At 68.7% G+C, this 19861-nt stretch carries 18 protein-coding genes and 1 tRNA gene; 14 read left to right on the top strand and 5 right to left on the bottom strand.

What is annotated here, in order from left to right; all coding sequences use genetic code 11:
- The first annotated feature begins 20 nt into the window (after positions 1 to 20).
- Positions 21 to 1301: an isocitrate lyase gene (aceA, locus tag AB0O76_RS08820; RefSeq protein ID WP_365486870.1), complete on the top strand. Its 1281-nt coding sequence runs from the start codon at positions 21 to 23 to the stop codon at positions 1299 to 1301.
- Here the strand turns inward: aceA and AB0O76_RS08825 are convergent.
- Positions 1298 to 1774, bottom strand: a complete 477-nt coding sequence (locus AB0O76_RS08825; RefSeq protein WP_360767244.1) for a DUF2867 domain-containing protein — start codon at positions 1772 to 1774, stop codon at positions 1298 to 1300. The genes aceA and AB0O76_RS08825 overlap by 4 nt on opposite strands.
- A gap of 121 nt (positions 1775 to 1895) precedes the next feature.
- On the opposite strand from AB0O76_RS08825, the gene AB0O76_RS08830 reads away from it, so the two are divergent.
- From AB0O76_RS08830 to AB0O76_RS08840, 3 genes are all read left to right on the top strand, one after another.
- Entirely contained in the window at positions 1896 to 2777 is an 882-nt protein-coding gene (locus tag AB0O76_RS08830) for an SAM-dependent methyltransferase (RefSeq protein WP_365486872.1), read from the top strand.
- Positions 2778 to 2902: 125 nt separating this feature from the next.
- Entirely contained in the window at positions 2903 to 5332 is a 2430-nt protein-coding gene (locus tag AB0O76_RS08835) for a hypothetical protein (protein WP_365486874.1), read from the top strand.
- 31 nt (positions 5333 to 5363) lie between these two features.
- Positions 5364 to 5669 carry an acyl carrier protein gene (locus tag AB0O76_RS08840; RefSeq protein WP_365486875.1) on the top strand — a complete coding sequence of 102 codons (306 nt, stop codon included), beginning with the start codon at positions 5364 to 5366 and terminating at the stop codon, positions 5667 to 5669.
- Positions 5670 to 5742: 73 nt separating this feature from the next.
- Here AB0O76_RS08840 and AB0O76_RS08845 read toward each other — a convergent pair whose 3' ends face one another.
- From AB0O76_RS08845 to AB0O76_RS08860, 4 genes are all read right to left on the bottom strand, one after another.
- On the bottom strand, positions 5743 to 6150 hold the full coding sequence (locus AB0O76_RS08845; protein WP_365486877.1) for a hypothetical protein: 408 nt from the start codon (positions 6148 to 6150) through the stop codon (positions 5743 to 5745).
- Between the two features lie 325 nt (positions 6151 to 6475).
- Positions 6476 to 6889, bottom strand: coding sequence for a PIN domain-containing protein (locus AB0O76_RS08850; RefSeq protein ID WP_365486879.1), 414 nt, complete (start codon positions 6887 to 6889; stop codon positions 6476 to 6478).
- A complete protein-coding gene (locus tag AB0O76_RS08855; protein ID WP_365486880.1) occupies positions 6886 to 7119 on the bottom strand; it encodes a CopG family transcriptional regulator in 234 nt (77 codons plus the stop codon). The genes AB0O76_RS08850 and AB0O76_RS08855 overlap by 4 nt, the downstream gene beginning before the upstream one ends.
- A 276-nt stretch (positions 7120 to 7395) precedes the next feature.
- Positions 7396 to 7467, bottom strand: a tRNA-Arg gene (locus tag AB0O76_RS08860).
- A gap of 209 nt (positions 7468 to 7676) precedes the next feature.
- Between AB0O76_RS08860 and AB0O76_RS08865 the strand changes: the two genes are divergently transcribed.
- The 10 genes from AB0O76_RS08865 (at position 7677) to prfA (ending at position 19846) form a co-directional block, all read left to right on the top strand.
- On the top strand, positions 7677 to 8177 hold the full coding sequence (locus AB0O76_RS08865; RefSeq protein ID WP_365486882.1) for a response regulator: 501 nt from the start codon (positions 7677 to 7679) through the stop codon (positions 8175 to 8177).
- Between the two features lie 139 nt (positions 8178 to 8316).
- Positions 8317 to 9402, top strand: a complete 1086-nt coding sequence (gene nrtL, locus AB0O76_RS08870; RefSeq protein ID WP_365486883.1) for an ArgS-related anticodon-binding protein NrtL — start codon at positions 8317 to 8319, stop codon at positions 9400 to 9402.
- Positions 9403 to 9441: 39 nt separating this feature from the next.
- Complete coding sequence (lysA, locus tag AB0O76_RS08875; protein ID WP_365486885.1) at positions 9442 to 10833, top strand: diaminopimelate decarboxylase; 1392 nt, start codon at positions 9442 to 9444, stop codon at positions 10831 to 10833.
- A 98-nt stretch (positions 10834 to 10931) separates the two neighbouring features.
- Positions 10932 to 12221: a homoserine dehydrogenase gene (locus AB0O76_RS08880; RefSeq protein ID WP_365487105.1), complete on the top strand. Its 1290-nt coding sequence runs from the start codon at positions 10932 to 10934 to the stop codon at positions 12219 to 12221.
- Positions 12222 to 12227: 6 nt separating this feature from the next.
- Positions 12228 to 13286: a threonine synthase gene (gene thrC / locus AB0O76_RS08885; RefSeq protein WP_360767161.1), complete on the top strand. Its 1059-nt coding sequence runs from the start codon at positions 12228 to 12230 to the stop codon at positions 13284 to 13286.
- 235 nt (positions 13287 to 13521) lie between these two features.
- A complete protein-coding gene (gene thrB, locus AB0O76_RS08890) occupies positions 13522 to 14439 on the top strand; it encodes a homoserine kinase (RefSeq protein ID WP_365486887.1) in 918 nt (305 codons plus the stop codon).
- 382 nt (positions 14440 to 14821) lie between these two features.
- Complete coding sequence (rho, locus tag AB0O76_RS08895) at positions 14822 to 16831, top strand: transcription termination factor Rho (RefSeq protein ID WP_365486889.1); 2010 nt, start codon at positions 14822 to 14824, stop codon at positions 16829 to 16831.
- Between the two features lie 327 nt (positions 16832 to 17158).
- On the top strand, positions 17159 to 18280 hold the full coding sequence (locus AB0O76_RS08900; RefSeq protein WP_365486891.1) for an LCP family protein: 1122 nt from the start codon (positions 17159 to 17161) through the stop codon (positions 18278 to 18280).
- Positions 18281 to 18428: 148 nt separating this feature from the next.
- Positions 18429 to 18650: a 50S ribosomal protein L31 gene (gene rpmE, locus AB0O76_RS08905; RefSeq protein ID WP_365486893.1), complete on the top strand. Its 222-nt coding sequence runs from the start codon at positions 18429 to 18431 to the stop codon at positions 18648 to 18650.
- Between the two features lie 119 nt (positions 18651 to 18769).
- A complete protein-coding gene (prfA, locus tag AB0O76_RS08910; protein WP_365486895.1) occupies positions 18770 to 19846 on the top strand; it encodes a peptide chain release factor 1 in 1077 nt (358 codons plus the stop codon).
- Positions 19847 to 19861: the final 15 nt, after the last annotated feature.

Raw genomic sequence — 19861 nt, forward strand, 5'->3', positions numbered from 1 at the left:
CGATTCGGGGAGAGACAGGCATGGCACAGACAGAAACGACCACAGCCGAGGAGCTGGCGCAGCGGTGGGCGACCGAGGCCCGCTGGAAGGGGATCGAGCGCACCTATACCGCCGAGGACGTGGTCAAGCTTTCCGGCAGTGTCCGTGAGGAGCACACGCTGGCCCGGCGGGGGGCCGAGCGGCTGTGGCGCCAGCTGCACGACCGGGACTACGTGCACGCGCTGGGCGCGCTGACCGGCGGCCAGGCGGTCCAGCAGGTGAAGGCCGGACTCCAGGCCATCTACCTGTCGGGCTGGCAGGTGGCGGCCGATGCCAACCAGGCCGGGCACACCTACCCCGACCAGTCGCTCTACCCGGCCAACTCCGTTCCCCAGGTGGTGCGTCGGATCAACAACGCGCTGCTGCGCGCCGACCAGATCGCCACCTCCGAGGGCGACTCCTCGGTGGACTGGCTGGCCCCGATCGTGGCCGACGCGGAGGCCGGCTTCGGCGGCCCGCTGAACGCCTTCGAGCTGACCAAGGCGATGATCGAGGCGGGCGCGGCGGGGATTCATTACGAGGACCAGCTGGCCTCGGAGAAGAAGTGCGGCCACCTGGGCGGCAAGGTCCTGGTGCCGACCGCCCAGCACGTGCGCACCCTCAACGCGGCCCGCCTGGCCGCGGACATCGCCGATGTCCCCACACTGATCGTGGCCCGCACGGACGCGCTCGCCGCGAACCTGCTGACCAGCGACGTCGACGAGCGCGACGCCCGGTTCGTGACCGGCGAACGCACCGCCGAGGGCTTCTACCGCGTACAGAACGGCATGGGATCAGCGATCGCCCGCGGCCTGGCCTACGCCCCCTACGCCGACCTGCTGTGGATGGAGACCGGCACCCCCGACCTGGGCCAGGCACGGGAGTTCGCCGAGGCGATCCACGCCGAGCACCCCGACCAGATGCTGGCCTACAACTGCTCGCCGTCCTTCAACTGGAAGGCGGCCCTGGACGACGACCAGATCGCCAAGTTCCAGCGGGAGCTGGGCGCGATGGGCTACCGCTTCCAGTTCATCACGCTGGCCGGTTTCCACTCCCTCAACCACGGCATGTTCGACCTGGCCCGCGGCTACGCCGAGTCGGGCATGACCGCCTATGTCGACCTCCAGGAGCGGGAGTTCGCCTCCCAGGAGCACGGGTTCACGGCGGTCAAGCACCAACGCGAGGTCGGCACCGGCTACTTCGACCTGGTCTCCACCGCCGTGAACCCCGCCTCGTCCACCACCGCGCTGAGCGGCTCGACCGAGGAGGAACAGTTCCACTAACGGGCAGCGGACCGGCTCGCCCGCTTCAGGAGGTACGGAACCGCCAGGTGATGGACCGGAGCGGCCATACCCCAAATCACGCGGGAGAAGCGCCGGTTGAACCGCACGGAGGTCGCCCACACCACGCTCGCGTCCGTCACCTCGACGACGTTGTACGTGGCGACGAGCCCCGAGTGCGATTCGAGCGTCATCGACTCGGAACCGGAGTCCGAGATGAGCCAGCCGAGCACGTGGCCCGGCTCGGACCGTCCGCCCATCCGGAGGCCGAGGACGAGCGTCCAGCCCAACCGCAGGACCCGCTGCAGGAGAGCCGGAGCACCCTCGAACGTGGTCCGGCCCCACTGCTCGGGCGTACGGGACCGAGCGTCCGGAGTCGCTAATTCGAACGCGGACGCGTAGTTGGAATCCTTGAAAATTTCACTGGATCGAAGCGATTGCGGTACTTCGACGCGACGCGCACGCGGAGTGGACACGGAAGAGGTCTCCTTCGGCAGCTGAATCGGGCGTACGACACAAAGCAAAATACGGTCTCGGAGTCTACCCACAGGTGGCGGTGACCGAAAGGACCAACTCTGCACAGGGGAAGGGGAATCCATGGTGAAATCGGTGATTGCGAATGTCTCCGATATGGCGCGCTGGGTCGCGGAGTATCGGGCCCGTGAATCCGCACGGCCGGACGCGTTGTTCAGCGATCCGCTGGCGGCGGGCCTCGCCGGCGAACGCGGCAGGATCATCGCCGAGGAGGCCAAGCGGTCTTTCGGCAACGGCTGGTTCTTCATCGCGCGGACCAAGCTCATAGACGACCTCATCGCGCAGTGCGTCGCGGACGGCTGCGACCGCGTCATCAACCTCGCCGCGGGCCTCGACACCAGGCCCTATCGCCTCGATCTGCCCGCGGAACTGGAGTGGATCGAGGTCGATCTGGCCGGGATCGTCGAGGAGAAGAACCGCGTCCTCGCCCACGAGGAGCCGCGCTGCAAGCTCACCCGCGTACCCGTCGACCTCACGGACACGGAGGCCCGCCGCGCCTTCCTCAAGGAGGCGACACAAGGTGCGGCGCAAGGTGCGGCACAAGGTGCGACACAGGGGCAGCCGGGCAGAACGCTCGTCATCACAGAGGGGCTTCTCCTCTACCTGTCCGAATCCGAGGTCCGTGGCGTGGTTGCGGACCTGAAGTCGTCCGAAATCACCTGGTGGATCGCGGACATCATCAGCCCGGCCGTCGTCAAACTCTCCGACCGGGCCAGTAAAAAGAACAATGCGCCGGTCGTCTTCGGCCCGGCCAACGGAATCGGATTCTTCGAAGAGGCGGGCTGGACCGTCGAACGTTTTGCCTCGCAGCTGGCGGCGGCGGCGAAATGGAAGCGCCTTTCCCCCTTCATGCGCCTTCTTTCCCTGTTCCCGCAGCCGGATCCGCGGCAACCGCGCCGGGCTCCTTGGTCGGCGGTGGTCAGACTCCGCAACAGGGACGCCTGACGCTACGGATCCATCCCCTGCCTGATTCACCCCCTGACCGATTCACCGCCCCTGGCTGAACACAACTACTGTTGGGACGTACAGAAATGCCCGAGATGCCGCAAGCAACTCCCTTCCGCCGACTGGTGGTTGTCGTATCCGACGGCGAAACAGTGGGCCCCGCGGCGGGCCGCGCGCTGACGGACCTGGCCGGCGCGCGTGGCGCCGACGTGCCGGTGACGCCGGCCGCCGACCCGGCGAACGACGACTACCGCGAGGTCGTCACGCGCGGTCTGCGTTTCCTCGATCTGGTGGCCCCCGAGGACCAGTTCACGCTGCTGACGGTCGATTCGCTGGCGGCGGTGGAGAAGGCGGTGATCGCCGCGACGCAGGGCCAGACAGGCCAGACAGGACAGACGCAGAACCAGAAATCGGTCCTCAGTCTGCTCCTGCTCGAACACCACGACTACCGCTACCGCATGACGTCACCCGATGAACTGAACGAGCAGTTGGCCCAACTCTCCCTGGCCATCGGCGAGTCGGCGGAGTTCGAGCCGAGCCCTTACTCGGTGCATGTCTACACCGACCAGGACGTGGAGAGCTTCTACTCCGTCGAACTCTTCACGCCGCGCTGGATGCCGGAAGAGTCCTGGGTGGTGGCGGCCGATGTCGCCTGCGCATTCGTCGACTCGGTCCAGCTGCACAGCAACAGCCGCCTGCGCCCGGCGATGAAGCCGAGCAGCATCGCGGATTCGATCGCCGACTTCCTTACGGAGCAGGCAGGTTCGGCCTGGGGCCTGCACTACTACACCGGCTCCGGCGTGGCGACATTCATCGACGACATCGAGCAGCGTGCCGTGAGCAACGGCAACCCGATCGTGCGCGGCCCGAGCGAGCACAGCCTGGCGTGCTCCGCCCTCGCCCGCTACACGCTGGACGCCGCACCGTTCGCGATCGTCGCGACCAGCGGCATGCACGAGGAGTTCCGCGGAACGCTCGCCAACCACGTGGCGGTCGGCACGAAGGGCTTCATCGTCTGCTGCGACTCGCGGACCGACCAGTGGCACCCCTTCCAGGGCACCATCCACCGCACGGAGGACAGCCGCCCGTCGCTGCTGGCCCGCGGCTTCCCGGTGGTGCACATCGCGAGGTCGGCCGACATCGCGAAGGGCCTGGCCGACGCATTCGAGGCGTACTCGGCGGGCCGCGGCCCGGTGATGGTGATCGCCCCCCGAGACGTACTCCAGACGACCCTCGCGCCCGAAGAGCTCCCGAAGGTCCCGGAGTTGACCCCCCGCAGGGTCGAGTCGGTCCGTAGCTCCGAAGTCGAAGAACTGTCGACTCTCCTCAACACCGCACCCCGAAGGCTCCTGAGCCAGGTGGGACCGCTCAACGCCACGGCGACGGACCTGATGTACGAGCTGGCGAAGAAGGCGGGCATAGGCCTGGCCGACTCGGTGGCACAGCCCGGCACGGTGAACAGGTACCGCGACGGCAAGACCATCGACGAGTACATCGGAACGCTGAGCATGTACGGCTACTCGCCGCGCGTCTACGAGTACTTGTACAAGGAGGGCGCACTGCGCCCGTCGGCCGAGCAGTCGGTCATGTTCGTAGGCACACAGATCCCCCAGATCGACACACCGTTCTCCGAGTCGTCACTGCGCCAGCTCGCCCCGATCCAGATAACGGAGCGGGAGATCGACAAGGCCCCCTTCACGGGCCTGGGCATCGTCGACGACATCGAGGGAGTCCTGCGCGCCCTGCACGAGCGCCTCGACGTAGCCCCCGAGGTCCTTGAGCTCCGCCGCAAGGCAATCGCCTCGACAACGGACTCGGACGGAGACGTAATCGGCCTCCTCCCGGTCCTCCCGATGACAACGAACTACTTCTTCCGCCGCCTGCGAGGGGTCCTGGAGGGCCTCATCGAGGAAGAGGACTACCGCTACGTGGGCGTGTACGACATCGGCCGAGCCGGCCTCTCGGCGGTGAACACCCTGCCCCGTACCAGCCAGGGCTTCTCGGGCTGGTACGGCCGGGGCCTGATGGGCGACGGCCTGATGGCCCTGCCCGGGATAGCCACCCGCCGCGACGAGAATGTCATCTCCTTCACGGGAGACGGCACGGCGGCAATGGTCCCTGACATCCTCCCCAACCTGGTCCAGCAGATAGCGGTCGACCACTCGGCGTTCCGCCGCAACCTCACGGTCTTCCGCTTCGTGAACGGCAGCCACTCGGTGATCCGCACGTACCGCGAAAGCGTCAAGCCGTCAGCGGTGAGCGGCCAGACGGGCGTCCTGACGTTCACCCCCGAGGACTACGACCGCGAGTACGGCCCCCTGAAGGTCCGCCACCGCCGGATCGCAACCTTCGACGACGCACCTTTCGCGACCCAGCTCCAGGAGCCGGGAACCATCAACCTCTACTCGGTGATGGTGGGCCACAACAACGAGGGCGACGGCCTGAGCAGGTTCTCGTCCCTGGGCTGGCAACGAGACGAACTGTCGCCGAAGGCAATGGCGATGGCGGGCGTCCAGGTGGCACCGCAGACGCATCCGGCGAAGCCGAAGGCCTGACGACGAAGCAGCGGGAAGAAGGGAGAACCCCATGGACCAAACCGGTACAGGCACGACGGGCACGACGGGCACGACCGAGGAGCTGGAGTCCCGAGTGATCACCCTCCTGGCAGAGGCGGTGGTGATGCCAAGAGAGGACGTCGAGGACCCCCACACCAACCTCCGCGAGGACCTGGGCCTGGACTCGATGGACTACGTGGACCTGATCACGGTCCTGGAACGCGAGCTGGGCCAGCGGGTGGAGCGCGAGCAGTTGGCGTACGTCAGGACGGTGGGCGACGTGATCGACCTGGTCCGAACACTGGCATCGAAGCGGGACGAGGCGGAGGCGAGCTAGCCACTGTCACCGAGGGGCCGGACTCTGCACATCGGGGTCCGGCCCCTCGCTGTCTCGATCGGGTGGGCCCCCGTCACGCGGCGTCGATGGCTGCGGTGATCTTGTGGCTCATGTCGGTCATGGTGGGGCTGGGGCCGCCCTTGCGGGCCTGGGCTGCGGTTTCGAGGGCGAGGGTGATGATGCCGCGGAAGTTGTCGGCCTGCACCGGGTCCTGCTTCTTGAGGAAGTTCGCGGCGGCCGTCAGGGCGGGCAGGACGGTGTCGGCGAGTTCGGCGACCGACTTGCCGCCGAGGTCGCCGATCTTGGAGTTCTCGGCGAGGACGTAGCCGACGGGGCCCGTCGCGGAGGCCAGGGCGATGGAGCCCTGGGTGGCGATCTTGTGGGGTGAGCCGGCGGCGTCGGCGGCGGCCAGCAGGGAGATGGCGCCGTAGGCGGCGGTGCGGAGGGTGAGCTTGTCCTGGTCGGTGAAGGTGACGGACATGGTGTGTGTACTCCTTGATGTGAGCGGCCCCTGCCGGGCTTTCCCGGCGGGTACTTGCCGTTCGTCGATGAGCAAGACTCTGCCGGGCGGTCCTGACACCACACCCACAGCGCACTGACAGCGCCTGACAGCGGAACCCGACCCCTGTCAGCAGCGGAGTCCGCAGAACACGTCTGTAGATACGCGAAGACCCCGGCCTCAGCGTTTCCGCTGGTGACGGGGTCTTTGGGCACCTCATAAAGGGTGCCCCCGGCGGGGTCGAGCCCTGGGTGGGAGCCACAGAACGGAGCCGGCGACCTGGCGGACGGCTGCCGCGCTGTGCGCCTCAGATCTTGATGACGGTGACACGGCCGCCGCACAGGGCGGTGAGGTCTTCCGGAGCGGAGGTGAGGGCGGTCACCGGCCCAGGCGCGGCCAGCGCCGTGGCGCAGAGCATGGCGTCGATGGCGTACTTGTGGCCATGCAGTCCGGCGTCGGCGAGGAGGGCAGCCGCGTGTCGGGCAACGGGCTCGCTGACCGGCTCGACCACGATGCGGGACAGCGTCCACTCGAAGGCAGGGCGCTTGATACGGGGGTGTACGACTTCGACGAGGGTGGCCGCACTGGTGATCACACGCATGTCGTCGGCCCGCGCCAGGGCGAGCCAGCCCGCCACCTCGCGGTCCCGCAGCACCGCCTTGGCAAGGCCTTCGCTGTCGAGGATCAGTGTGCCGCCCGGGACGGCGGGTGGGCGGCTCACGCGGCGTCCGCCCCGTCGCTGCGGCGCTGCTCCTGGCGGGCGCGCTGCAGTTGGTCTCGCTTGGCCTGGATCTCTTCCTCGCTGATGGGGCCGTGGTCGGCTTCGGCGACAGTGATGAGCTCCTTGAGGTTGTCCCGTTCGATCTGTCGGGCGACGGCCGCTGCGACGTACGCCGACAGGCCGGAAGGACCGCTCCGGGCGCGTGCCGCTTCGGCGATGTCGCGGGGCATCGTGATGGAGACGGTTCATCTCGGGACTTCACGCATATACCTGAGGTCATCCACCGACGGTACGAGGGCTGCATCGACGGCCATGAAGAGGTGAACAACCAGAAGATCGAGAAGGCGATGGGGTGGAGGGTGGAAGGGGCCTGATTTCTCACTCGCCACTCACTCGCGATCAGTGATTGAGAACGACAAAGAGCCGGACCCAGTGAGACTGGGTCCGGCTCTTTGTACGTGACACTTTGGCTGGTCAGCGACTTGATCGCGCTGTTCCGGCTTCTGTGCCCCCGGCAGGATTCGAACCTGCGCACACGGCTCCGGAGGCCGTTGCTCTATCCCCTGAGCTACGGGGGCGTGTCAGCGCGGTTTGTGCGGCGACGGGTAGAACCCTACCAGCTCCCAAGGGGTCTCCATGAACAGGTATTTCCCCATCTCCGGGGCCGCCGGAGCGGGCACATCCGTACCCCGCCTCCAAGTGGTCACCCTGGACTCGCCCGCGCAGGCGGAAGCAGTGCGGAAGCAGTGCGGAGGCAGGCCCCCGGGGTCCCCCGCACGGGGCGGAAGTGGGGAAAACCCGGACGCGGCGGTGTCGGCAGACCTACTCTCGAGTTGTGTCAGGCGTGCCCGGCCGCGTGCTTGTTGTGGACGACAACAAGGTCATCCGGCAACTGATCAGGGTCAACCTCGAGCTGGAGGGCTTCGAGGTCGTGACCGCGGCTGACGGTGCCGAGTGCCTGGACGTGGTTCAAGAGGTCAGGCCCGATGCCGTCACCCTTGATGTCGTGATGCCCCGCCTCGACGGGCTGCGGACCGCCGCGCGGCTGCGTTCCGATCCGCGGACCCGGAATCTGCCCATCGTGATCGTCAGTGCCTGTACTCAGTACGAGGTGGAGAGCGGGCTCGAAGTAGGCGTGGACGCCTTCCTCGCCAAGCCCTTTGAGCCGAGTGAACTGGTCGGGATCGTACGGCAGTTGCTGGAGCGCGGCCGTGGCGGCGAGGCACTCGGCGGCGACTGTGCAGCAGGGACCGGAGAGGCCGAGCGCGCCGGCCGCACCGGCGGCTGAGCCGACCGCCCCGCGGGCCCTGTCGCAGAAGCCCGGGAAGCCCGGCCACCCCAGAGACCCCCCCCACCCCCGTCCACATCCCGGACCATCCGCTAAACCAGGTCGCGTCCCTACCCCCCTCCTCCCATACGCTTGTCCCGTGACCCCCGTCGAGCTCTCCCGTTCCGTGCTGCGCGCCATGCGCCGTGCCGTTGATGACGGTGAGCTCCATGACGTGGGCATGTCCGAGCGGGTGATCGTCGAGCGGCCGCGGCCCGGTGGCTGTGGGGACTACGCCACCAACGTCGCCCTGCAGGTCGCCCGCGCCGCCGGGCGGCCGCCGCTACAGGTCGCCGAGATTCTGGCCCCGCGGCTCACCGCAGAGCCCGGCATCGCCTCCATCGACATCACCGGGCCCGGTTTCCTCAACATCACCCTCGCCGAAGGCGGAGGTAACGGGGGAGGTGAAGGGGGAGACAGCAGGGGAGCAGCCCTCGTACGTGACGTACGCGAGCGCGGTGCCTGTTACGGGCACGTCCACCCCGACACCGGCGCCCGCCACCAGCTCCACTTCCCCCGCGAAGTCCGCGCCGCCGTCCTCGCCGACACCCTCCGTCGCATCCTCCGTTCGCAGGGTGCCCTCGTCCGGGTCACCTGTGACGAGGCGCTCGATCCCGCCTTGACGACCGGTCTCGGGGTGCGCGTCGACGCCCACGGGAAGCCTCCCGTCCCGCTGAAGACCCTCCGCCCCGTCCCCGCCCCGCAGGACCCCACCCCCCTCGGCCGCGACGCCGCCCGCTGGGCCCTGCTCTATCCGGCCGGGCACGACCGCCCCCGGATCGACGAGGACGAGCACCTCGTCCGGCGCGAGAGCAACCCCCTCTTCCGGGTGCGGTACGCGTACTCCCGTAGCCGTGCCCTCAGCCGGAACGCCGAGGCCCTCGGGTTCGACGCCGCCCCCGGCGACGTACAAGACGTACAAGAAGCGCAAGACCTCCTCGACGCCATCGGTGACCACCCCCGCGTCCTCGCATCCGCCGCCCGGCGCCACGCGCCCGACCGCCTGGCCCGGCACCTCGTCGACACCGCCGACGCCTTCCTCGCCTTTCAGCCGTCCGTCCTGCCGCGCGGTGACGAGAAACCCCTGGCCGCCCACCGCGCCCGGCTCGCGCTCGCCGAAGCCGCCGGGACGGTGCTCGCCGGCGGCCTGTCCCTGCTCGGTATCAGCGCACCCGAACATCTGTGACACCGTCACCAGTGACATCGTGAGAGAGACGACCGCGACATGAGCCGTTCCGCACACCCCGCCGGGCCCCGCCACGCCGACGTACTGCCCGAGGGGCACTACACCGCGCCGCCCGCCGATCTGAACTCCCTCGACCCGAAGGTCTGGGCGCAGACCGTCACCCGCAACGCGGACGGTGTCGCCACCGTCGGCGGCATCGAAGTGACCCGGCTCGCCGAGGAGTTCGGCACCCCCGCCTACTTCCTCGACGAGGCCGACTTCCGCGCCCGCTGCCACGCCTGGCGCGGCGCCTTCGGGACCGACGCCGACGTCTTCTACGCGGGGAAGGCCTTCCTCTCGCGTGCCGTCGTTCGCTGGCTGCATGAAGAAGGGCTCAACCTCGACGTCTGCTCCGGTGGCGAGCTCACCACCGCCCTCGACGCCGGGATGCCCGCCGACCGCATCGCCTTCCACGGCAACAACAAGACCGTGGACGAGATCGAGCGGGCCATCGAAGCCGGCGTGGGTCGCATCGTGCTCGACTCCTTCCAGGAGATCGTGCGGGTCGCGCACATCGCCGAGCGGCTCGGCAGGCGGCAGCCCGTGCAGATTCGCGTCACCGTCGGCGTCGAGGCGCACACCCACGAGTTCATCGCCACCGCCCACGAGGACCAGAAGTTCGGCATCGCCCTCGCCGGGGGGCAGGCCGCCGAGGCCGTGCGCCGCGCCCTCCAGCTCGACGGGCTCGAGCTCATCGGCGTACACAGCCACATCGGGTCGCAGATCTTTGACATGGCGGGGTTCGAGGTCAGCGCTCGCCGCGTCGTGCAGCTGCTTGCCGAGATCCGGGACGAGCACGGCGTCGAGCTTCCCGAGATCGACCTCGGCGGCGGGCTCGGCATCGCGTACACCTCCGACGACGACCCGCGTGAGCCGCACGAGATCGCCAAGGCGCTGAGTGAGATCGTCACGAGGGAGTGCGAGGCCGCCGATCTGCGGACTCCTCGTATCTCCGTCGAGCCGGGGCGTGCCATCGTCGGGCCCACCGCCTTCACCCTCTACGAGGTCGGCACCGTCAAGCCGCTCGAGGGTCTGCGTACGTACGTCTCCGTCGACGGCGGCATGTCCGACAACATCCGCACCGCGCTCTACGACGCCGAGTACAGCGTCGCGCTGGTGTCGCGCGAGTCCGACGCCGAGCCCATGCTCGTACGCGTCGTCGGCAAGCACTGCGAGAGCGGGGACATTGTCGTGAAGGACGCGTTTCTGCCCGCCGACCTCGCTCCCGGTGATCTGATCGCCGTGCCCGCGACCGGCGCGTACTGCCGCTCCATGGCGAGCAACTACAACCACGCCCTCCGTCCGCCGGTCGTCGCCGTGCGGGACGGAGCGGCGCGAGTGATCGTCCGGCGCGAGACAGAGGAAGATCTCCTGCGTCTCGATGTCGGGTAATGAAATAGATGTCTCATGATTCGGACAGGGGATAGAAACTCCGGTCCGGTGGGTGAGACTGGTCCCACCGTTTGATGTATGAGAAGTGAGGTCGGATGATGCGTACGCGTCCGCTGAAGGTGGCGCTGCTGGGCTGTGGGGTTGTCGGCTCAGAGGTGGCGCGCATCATGACGACGCACGCCGACGACCTCACAGCCAGGATCGGCGCCCCGGTGGAGCTCGCCGGGGTCGCCGTCCGCCGCCCGTCGAGGGTGCGGGACGGAATCGATCCTTCGCTGGTCACCACGGACGCGACCGCGCTCGTCAAACGCGGCGACATTGATGTCGTGGTGGAGGTCATCGGGGGGATCGAGCCCGCTCGGACCCTCATCACCACCGCTTTCGAGCACGGGGCTTCCGTCGTCTCCGCCAACAAGGCGCTCATCGCCCAGGACGGTGCCGCGCTGCACGCCGCCGCCGAGCAGCACGGCCGGGACCTCTATTACGAGGCCGCCGTCGCCGGCGCGATTCCGCTGATCCGGCCGCTGCGCGAGTCCCTCGTCGGCGACAAGGTCAACCGGGTGCTCGGGATCGTCAACGGGACGACCAACTTCATCCTCGATGCCATGGACACCACCGGTGCCGGGTACCAGGAAGCCCTCGACGAGGCCACCGCTCTCGGGTACGCCGAGGCTGACCCGACCGCCGACGTCGAGGGCTTCGACGCCGCCGCCAAGGCCGCGATCCTCGCCGGAATCGCCTTCCACACGCGCGTGCGTCTCGACGACGTCTACCGCGAGGGCATGACCGAGGTGACCGCCGCCGACTTCGCGTCCGCGAAGCGCATGGGCTGCACCATCAAGCTGCTCGCCATCTGCGAGCGGGCCGCCCACGGCGAGTCCGTCACCGCACGCGTGCACCCCGCGATGATTCCGCTGAGCCATCCGCTGGCGTCCGTACGCGAGGCGTACAACGCCGTCTTCGTCGAGGCGGAGGCCGCGGGACAGCTGATGTTCTACGGACCTGGCGCCGGTGGCTCGCCCACCGCGTCCGCCGTCCTCGGCGACCTCGTCGCCGTCTGCCGGAACAAGCTCGGCGAAGCCACCGGGCCCGGCGAATCCGCGTACACCCAGCTGCCCGTGGGCGCCATGGGCGAGGTCGTCACGCGGTACCACATCAGCCTCGACGTGGCCGACAAGCCGGGTGTCCTCGCCCAGGTCGCGACGGTCTTCGCCGAGCACGGCGTATCGATCGATACGGTCCGTCAGACGGGCAAGGACGGCGAGGCATCCCTCGTCGTCGTCACCCACCGGGCACCCGACGCCGCGCTCAGCGGCACCGTCGAGGCGCTGCGGAATCTCGACACCGTGCGTGGTGTCGCGAGCATCATGCGGGTTGAAGGAGAGTAACCAGCAATGACCCACCAGTGGCGCGGAATCATCGAGGAGTACCGGGACCGTCTCCCCGTCTCCGACACGACGCCGGTCGTGACGCTCCGCGAGGGCGGCACGCCGCTCGTGCCCGCGCAGGTGCTCTCCGAGCGCACGGGCTGCGAGGTCCATCTCAAGGTCGAGGGCGCCAACCCGACCGGGTCCTTCAAGGACCGCGGCATGACGATGGCGATCACGAAGGCGAAGGAGGAGGGCGCGAAGGCCGTCATCTGCGCCTCCACCGGCAATACGTCGGCCTCCGCGGCCGCCTATGCCGTACGCGCGGGAATGGTCTGCGCGGTCCTGGTGCCGCAGGGCAAGATCGCGCTCGGCAAGATGGGCCAGGCGCTCGTCTACGGCTCGAAGATCCTTCAGGTCGACGGCAACTTCGACGACTGCCTGAACCTGGCGCGCGGCCTCTCTGAGAACTACCCGGTGGCGCTCGTCAATTCGGTGAACCCGTTCCGCATCGAGGGCCAGAAGACCGCCTCGTTCGAGATCGTGGACGCGCTGGGCGACGCCCCCGACATTCACGTCCTTCCCGTCGGCAACGCCGGCAACATCACGGCCTACTGGAAGGGCTACAAGGAGTACGCCGCCGACTCGGTGTCGACGCACACTCCCCGGATGTGGGGCTTCCAGGCCTCAGGATCCGCGCCCATCGTGCGCGGCGAGGTCGTCAAGGACCCCTCGACGATCGCCACCGCGATTCGCATCGGCAACCCCGCGTCGTGGGACTTCGCGCTCGCAGCGCGCGACGAGTCGGGCGGCTTCATCGACGAGGTGACGGACCGTGAGATCCTGCGCGCCTACAAGCTGTTGGCGTCCCAGGAGGGTGTCTTCGTCGAGCCCGCGTCGGCCGCTTCGGTCGCCGGTCTCCTGAAGGCCGCCGAGCAGGGCAAGGTCGACAAGGGCCAGAAGATCGTCTGCACGGTGACCGGAAACGGCCTCAAGGACCCCGACTGGGCCGTCGCCGGCGCCCCGCAGCCGGTCACCGTGCCGGTCGACGCGGCCACCGCCGCCGAGCGCCTGGGCCTCGCGTAACCGCTGTAACCACGGGGAAAACCCGCAACTCCCCACAGGGGGTGCACAGGGGGCTTACGACACGCATCGTGCGCCTCCTGTGCGCCCTATGTCGCCACAGAACCTTCCTTCGATAGGCTGTACCCAACCCGCCCCACCGCATATGCCGCGGTGCCGCCGTGTATCGGCCTCCGGGTACTGCCTCACATGTGGCAAGTCCTCCAAAAGATCGCAGCTCAAGGAGAGTCATCGAGCGATGGCCGGTCCCGCGTTCCGCGCCGCCGCCGTCCGGGTGCGCGTCCCCGCCACCAGCGCCAACCTCGGGCCGGGCTTCGACGCCCTCGGCCTGTCGCTGGGGCTGTACGACGACGTCGTCGTCCGGGTGGCCGACTCCGGACTGAACATCGACATCGCAGGTGAGGGCAGCGAGACGCTCCCGCGCGACGAGTCGCATCTGCTTGTACGTTCCCTGCGTACGGCCTTCGATCTGCTCGGCGGACAGCCGCGCGGGCTCGAAATCGTCTGCGCCAACCGCATTCCGCACGGCCGGGGCCTCGGTTCGTCTTCCGCTGCCATCTGCGCCGGAATCGTCGCCGCGCGCGCCGTGACGATAGGCGGCGACGCCAGGCTCGACGACAACGCCCTCCTGGAGCTCGCCACCGAGATCGAGGGCCACCCCGACAACGTCGCCGCCTGTCTGCTCGGCGGCTTCACGCTCTCCTGGATGGACGGGGGAGCGGCGCGGGCGATCAGGATGGACCCCGCCGATTCCATCGTTCCGGTGGTTTTCGTACCGGGAAAGCCGGTCCTCACCGAAACCGCGCGCGGACTGCTCCCGCGCACCGTCCCGCACGTGGACGCGGCCGCCAACGCGGGCCGGGCCGCACTGCTCGTCGAGGCGCTGACCAGGCGCCCCGAGCTGCTGCTCCCCGCCACCGAGGACCGCCTCCACCAGGAGTACCGCGCACCCGCGATGCCGGAGAGCGCCGCCCTGGTGGACCGACTGCGGGCGGACGGCGTCCCCGCGATGATCTCCGGCGCGGGACCCACGGTCCTCGCGCTGGCCGATGAGAGTACGGCCGACAAGGTCGCACGCCTCGCGGGAGAGGGCTGGGCGGCCAATCGTCTGGCGCTCGACGCGAGCGGGGCGAGCGTGCTGCCGCTCGCGCCTTGACGCAGTGACCTCCGGGTAACCGGATTTGGAGAGGGGGAATATTTGTTGGATCCGGTAGTGTTAACCTCAAGTCTGCACCCGACCCCACCATGGCGAGGTGCTTTGTGTCCCCGTCCGGGACAAACATCCTTCCGGGAGCCTCCCAAACTGCTCTGTGCCCCGCATTGAGCAGTGCCGAGCACGCTCCGGAACCGGCGTGACCGAGCCGAGTGACACCGCACATCAGTGGCACCTCACCGGGACTCGCCATCACCAGTGAATTCTTCCGCCGCGCATTGGCGGACCACCGCCCCGGCCAGGTCCACACACCAAAGGACCGCCGGACAGCACAACCGGTCGCCGAGCCAGACAGGCCGACGTCCGCTCCAGGGAAGGACCCTTCGTGAGCGACACCACCGATCTGATGGGCGTGACTGCCGACACGCCCGCCACGGACGCCTCTGCGGCGCCTGCCACCGGTGCTTCGGCCGGGTCCCGGCGGCGCCGCGGCACCGGCCTCGAGGGCATGGTGCTGGCGGAACTGCAGCAGGTCGCATCCGGCCTCGGTATCAAGGGCACCGCGCGGATGCGCAAGAGCCAGCTGATCGAGGTCATCAAGGAGGCGCAGGCAGGGGGGGGTGCCCCCGCGAAGAGTGCCGCGCCGTCCGCCTCGGCCGAGGCGGAGACCAAGCCGAAGCGCCGCGCGACCTCCAAGGCCCGTACGGGCGAGGACACGGCGGCCGGCAGCAAGTCGAAGGCCGATAAGGCCGAGAAGACGGAGCAGGCTTCGGGCGGCAAGGCCGAAGAGGCCGTCGCCCAGCAGCAGATCGACATCCCGGGCCAGCCCGCGGGTGCCGACAAGGGCGAGCGCCGGCGTCGCCGCGCCACCGCCGACGCGGGCAGCCCCGAGACGGTCACCGCCGAGGCGAAGGCCGAGCCGAAGCAGGACGCGCAGTCCGAGTCCCGCGGCGACGGCTCCGGTGAGGGCGCCGAAGGCCGTCGTGACCGCCAGGGCCGTGACCGTCAGGGCCGTGGCCGCGACCGTGACCGCCGTGGTGGCAACAAGGGCGACGACCAGCAGGGCGGTGGCCGTCAGGACCGCCAGCAGGGCGGCGGCCGTCAGGACCGCAAGGAGCGGGACAGCGGCCCGCAGGACGACTTCGACGACGAGGCGGGCGGCCGTCGCGGGCGTCGCGGCCGGTACCGCGACCGCCGTGGCCGCCGCGGCCGCGACGAGTTCGGCGCCAACGAGCCGCAGGTCTCCGAGGACGACGTACTGATCCCCGTCGCGGGCATCCTGGACATCCTCGACAACTACGCGTTCATTCGTACGTCGGGCTACCTGCCCGGACCGAACGACGTGTACGTGTCGCTCGCCCAGGTCCGCAAGAACGGTCTGCGCAAGGGTGACCACGTCACCGGCGCGGTCCGTCAGCCCAAGGACGGCGAGCGCCGCGAGAAGTTCAACGCGCTCGTCCGCCTCGACTCCGTCAACGGCATGGCGCCCGAATCCGGGCGTGGGCGACCGGAGTTCAACAAGCTGACGCCCCTTTACCCGCAGGACCGGCTCCGTCTGGAGACCGACCCGGGCATCCTGACCACCCGCATCATCGACCTCGTGTCGCCGATCGGTAAGGGTCAGCGAGGGCTGATCGTGGCCCCGCCGAAGACCGGCAAGACCATGATCATGCAGGCGGTCGCCAACGCGATCACCACCAACAGCCCCGAGTGCCACCTGATGGTCGTCCTGGTCGACGAGCGTCCGGAAGAGGTCACCGACATGCAGCGGTCGGTGAAGGGCGAGGTCATCTCCTCGACCTTCGACCGTCCCGCCGAGGACCACACCACCGTCGCCGAGCTGGCCATCGAGCGCGCCAAGCGTCTCGTCGAGCTGGGTCACGACGTGGTCGTCCTGCTCGACTCCATCACCCGCCTCGGCCGTGCGTACAACCTCGCGGCCCCGGCGTCCGGGCGCATCCTGTCCGGTGGTGTCGACTCGACCGCGCTCTACCCGCCGAAGCGCTTCTTCGGTGCGGCGCGCAACATCGAGGACGGCGGCTCGCTGACCATCCTGGCCACCGCGCTCGTCGACACCGGATCGCGCATGGACGAGGTGATCTTCGAGGAGTTCAAGGGCACCGGCAACATGGAGCTCAAGCTCGACCGGAAGCTCTCGGACAAGCGCATCTTCCCGGCGGTGGACGTCGACGCGTCCTCCACCCGTAAGGAAGAGATCCTGCTCAACAGCGAAGAGCTGGCGATCGTCTGGAAGCTGCGCCGGGTGCTGCACGCGCTCGACTCGCAGCAGGCCATCGAGCTGCTTCTCGACAAGATGAAGCAGACGAAGTCGAACGCCGAGTTCCTGATGCAGATCGCGAAGACGACGCCGACGCCGGGCAACGGCAACGACTAGTCGCAGCGAACAGCGCCACGCAAAGGGCCGCCCCCGTCATCGACGGGGGCGGCCCTTTGCGTCGAGCGGGGCGGCGCTGAATGACCTTGGCCACACACGTAAGAGATTCTTACGGTCACGGGCAGTAGCCCCGGTGCGGACGAAATCGCAGGTGGGAAGCTGGAAGGGCGGGGTCGAAGTGCACGGTGGGTCACCGGTGCGCGCCCGGGGCGCACACAAGACGCTGTGCAACCCTTCAAGCGGTTTGCACGTCTGAACAGATGACGCCACAACCACGCCTGACCCTGAAAGCAGGGGGTAACCGACCCGACGAGGACTGAGGAGCACATGTCCGACGAGAGCGCGCCCGAGGATACGAAGCCCAAGCGCCCCCGTGGCGGAGGCGGTCGGCGCCGCAAGCCGACCACCAAGCGGCACAAGGCCCTCGTCATCACGGCGTGGACCGCCGCATCGGTGATCGTCCTCGGCGGTGCGGGCCTCGGCTTCGTGTACTTCAAGCTCAACGGCAACATCAAGGGCGTGGACATCAACGCGGCACTGGGCACGGACCGTCCCGCGGACGTCGACAACGGCTCGCAGGACATCCTCGTACTCGGCTCCGACTCCCGCTCCGGCGACAACGCCAAGTACGGCAAGGACGAGGGCGCCGCCCGCTCGGACACGGCGATGGTCGTGCACGTCAACAAGGGCCACAAGACGGCAAGCGTCGTCTCGATACCCCGCGACACCCTGATAACCCGGCCCGAATGCAAGACCGACGACGACTCGACCGATCCGGGCGGTCAGCGGCAGATGTTCAACACGGCGTACGAGGTCGGCGGCCCGGCCTGCGCCGTCAAGACCGTCGAGAAGATGTCCGGCATCCGCATGGACCACTACCTCGAAGTCGACTTCACGGGCTTCAAGAAGCTCATCGACACCCTCGGCGGCGTCGAGATCACCACCAAGGAGGCCATCCATGACAAGGACAGCCACCTCGACCTCGAAGCCGGCAAGCACCAGCTGACCGGCGAGCAGGCGCTCGGCCTCGTCCGCACCCGGCACGGCGTCGGCGACGGCAGCGACCTCGGCCGCATCCAGCTCCAGCAGGCGTTCATCAAGGCCCTGATCAACCAGGTCAACGACATCGGCGTCTTCAGCAACCCGAAGAAGCTCTTCGACCTCGCGGACGACGCCACCAGCGCCATCACCACCGACTCGGACCTGAACGACGTCAAGAGCCTCGCGGGCTTCGCGGGCGGCCTCAAGGGCATCGGCGCGGGCGACATGCACATGGTCACCCTGCCCGTCCAGTACGACCCGGCCGACCCCAACCGCGTCCTGCCCCTGGAGAAGGCCGACCGCCAGGTCTGGGCCGCGCTCAAGGCCGACAAGGCCATCCCGAAGTCCGCCACCGAGCAGTCCGCGGGCGACAAGGGCGGCGCGGACGACGTCGTGAGCAGCAACTGAGCCGTTCGCCCGCCCTCGGGGAATAGATGAGCGCCCACCCCGGTTTGGGCAGATGCGACCAGTCCTGGCAGACTGGTACGTCGGCCCCGGTTCACGTACGAGCAATCCGCGCGTACGACCCGGTGCCCTCCCGAAACTAGGAGACACCTTGAAGCGCGACATCCACCCCGAGTACGTCGAGACGCAGGTCAGCTGCACCTGTGGCGCGTCGTTCACCACCCGCAGCACGATCTCCAGCGGCGCCGTCCGTGCCGAGGTCTGCTCCGAGTGCCACCCGTTCTACACGGGCAAGCAGAAGATCCTCGACACCGGTGGCCGTGTGGCCCGCTTCGAGGCCCGCTTCGGCAAGGCTGCCGGCTCCAACAAGTAGCGAGCCACTGCGCCGGTCTTCGGCCGCCCTCGGGAGGGGGTGGCCGGGACCGGCGCTTTGCCGTCTGACGCAAGCGCCACTCCGCGAACGAAATTCGCGTACGAAACCAGGAGCCCCCGATGTTCGAGGCGGTCGAGGAACTGATCGGCGAGCACGCCGATCTGGAAACGAAGCTCGCGGACCCCGCGGTCCACGCCGACCAGGCCAACGCGCGCAAGCTCAACAAGCGCTACGCCGAGCTGACCCCGATCGTCTCGACGTACCGCGCCTGGAAGCAGACCGGCGACGACATCGCGACGGCCCGTGAACTGGCCGCGGAGGACCCGGAGTTCGCCGCGGAGGTCAAGGACCTGGAGAAGCAGCGCGAGGAGATCACCGAGAAGCTGCGGCTGCTCCTGGTGCCCCGCGACCCCAGCGACGACAAGGACGTCATCCTCGAGGTCAAGGCGGGCGCGGGCGGCGACGAGTCGGCGCTCTTCGCCGGCGACCTGCTTCGCATGTATCTGCGGTACGCGGAGCGTGTGGGCTGGAAGACCGAGATCATCGACGCCACCGAGTCCGAGCTGGGCGGCTACAAGGACGTCCAGGTCGCCGTGAAGACCAAGGGCGGCAACGGCGCGACCGAGCCCGGCCAGGGCGTCTGGGCGCGGCTGAAGTACGAGGGTGGCGTGCACCGCGTGCAGCGCGTGCCCTCGACCGAGTCGCAGGGCCGCATCCACACTTCCGCGGCCGGTGTCCTGGTGACGCCGGAGGCCGAGGAGGTCGACGTCGAGATCCACGCGAACGACCTCCGCATCGACGTCTACCGCTCGTCGGGCCCGGGCGGCCAGTCCGTCAACACCACCGACTCCGCGGTGCGCATCACGCACCTGCCCACCGGAGTCGTGGCCTCCTGCCAGAACGAGAAGAGCCAGTTGCAGAACAAGGAGCAGGCGATGCGTATCCTGCGCTCCAGGCTCCTTGCCGCGGCCCAGGAGGAAGCGGAGAAGGAAGCGGCGGACGCCCGTCGCAGCCAGGTCCGCACGGTTGACCGCTCCGAGAAGATCCGTACGTACAACTTCCCGGAAAACCGGATCTCGGACCACCGCGTCGGCTTCAAGGCGTACAACTTGGACCAGGTGCTCGACGGAGACCTCGACGCGGTCATTCAGGCCTGCGTCGACGCGGACTCCGCCGCCAAGCTCGCGGCCGCGTAAGCACCCGACAACCGC

This window comes from Streptomyces sp. NPDC086554 (assembly GCF_040686095.1).
GTDB lineage: Bacteria > Actinomycetota > Actinomycetes > Streptomycetales > Streptomycetaceae > Streptomyces.

Excerpts from the sequence above, each read along its gene's own strand:
- prfA (WP_365486895.1), top strand. The coding sequence starts at position 18,770 with ATGTTCGAGGCGGTCGAGGAACTGATCGGCGAGCACGCCGATCTGGAA.
- AB0O76_RS08855 (WP_365486880.1), bottom strand. The coding sequence starts at position 7,119 with ATGCCCCGCGACATCGCCGAAGCGGCACGCGCCCGGAGCGGTCCTTCC.
- aceA (WP_365486870.1), top strand. The coding sequence starts at position 21 with ATGGCACAGACAGAAACGACCACAGCCGAGGAGCTGGCGCAGCGGTGG.
- AB0O76_RS08840 (WP_365486875.1), top strand. The coding sequence starts at position 5,364 with ATGGACCAAACCGGTACAGGCACGACGGGCACGACGGGCACGACCGAG.
- AB0O76_RS08880 (WP_365487105.1), top strand. The coding sequence starts at position 10,932 with ATGCGTACGCGTCCGCTGAAGGTGGCGCTGCTGGGCTGTGGGGTTGTC.
- AB0O76_RS08830 (WP_365486872.1), top strand. The coding sequence starts at position 1,896 with ATGGTGAAATCGGTGATTGCGAATGTCTCCGATATGGCGCGCTGGGTC.
- thrB (WP_365486887.1), top strand. The coding sequence starts at position 13,522 with ATGGCCGGTCCCGCGTTCCGCGCCGCCGCCGTCCGGGTGCGCGTCCCC.
- thrC (WP_360767161.1), top strand. The coding sequence starts at position 12,228 with ATGACCCACCAGTGGCGCGGAATCATCGAGGAGTACCGGGACCGTCTC.
- AB0O76_RS08900 (WP_365486891.1), top strand. The coding sequence starts at position 17,159 with ATGTCCGACGAGAGCGCGCCCGAGGATACGAAGCCCAAGCGCCCCCGT.
- lysA (WP_365486885.1), top strand. The coding sequence starts at position 9,442 with ATGAGCCGTTCCGCACACCCCGCCGGGCCCCGCCACGCCGACGTACTG.
- AB0O76_RS08845 (WP_365486877.1), bottom strand. The coding sequence starts at position 6,150 with ATGTCCGTCACCTTCACCGACCAGGACAAGCTCACCCTCCGCACCGCC.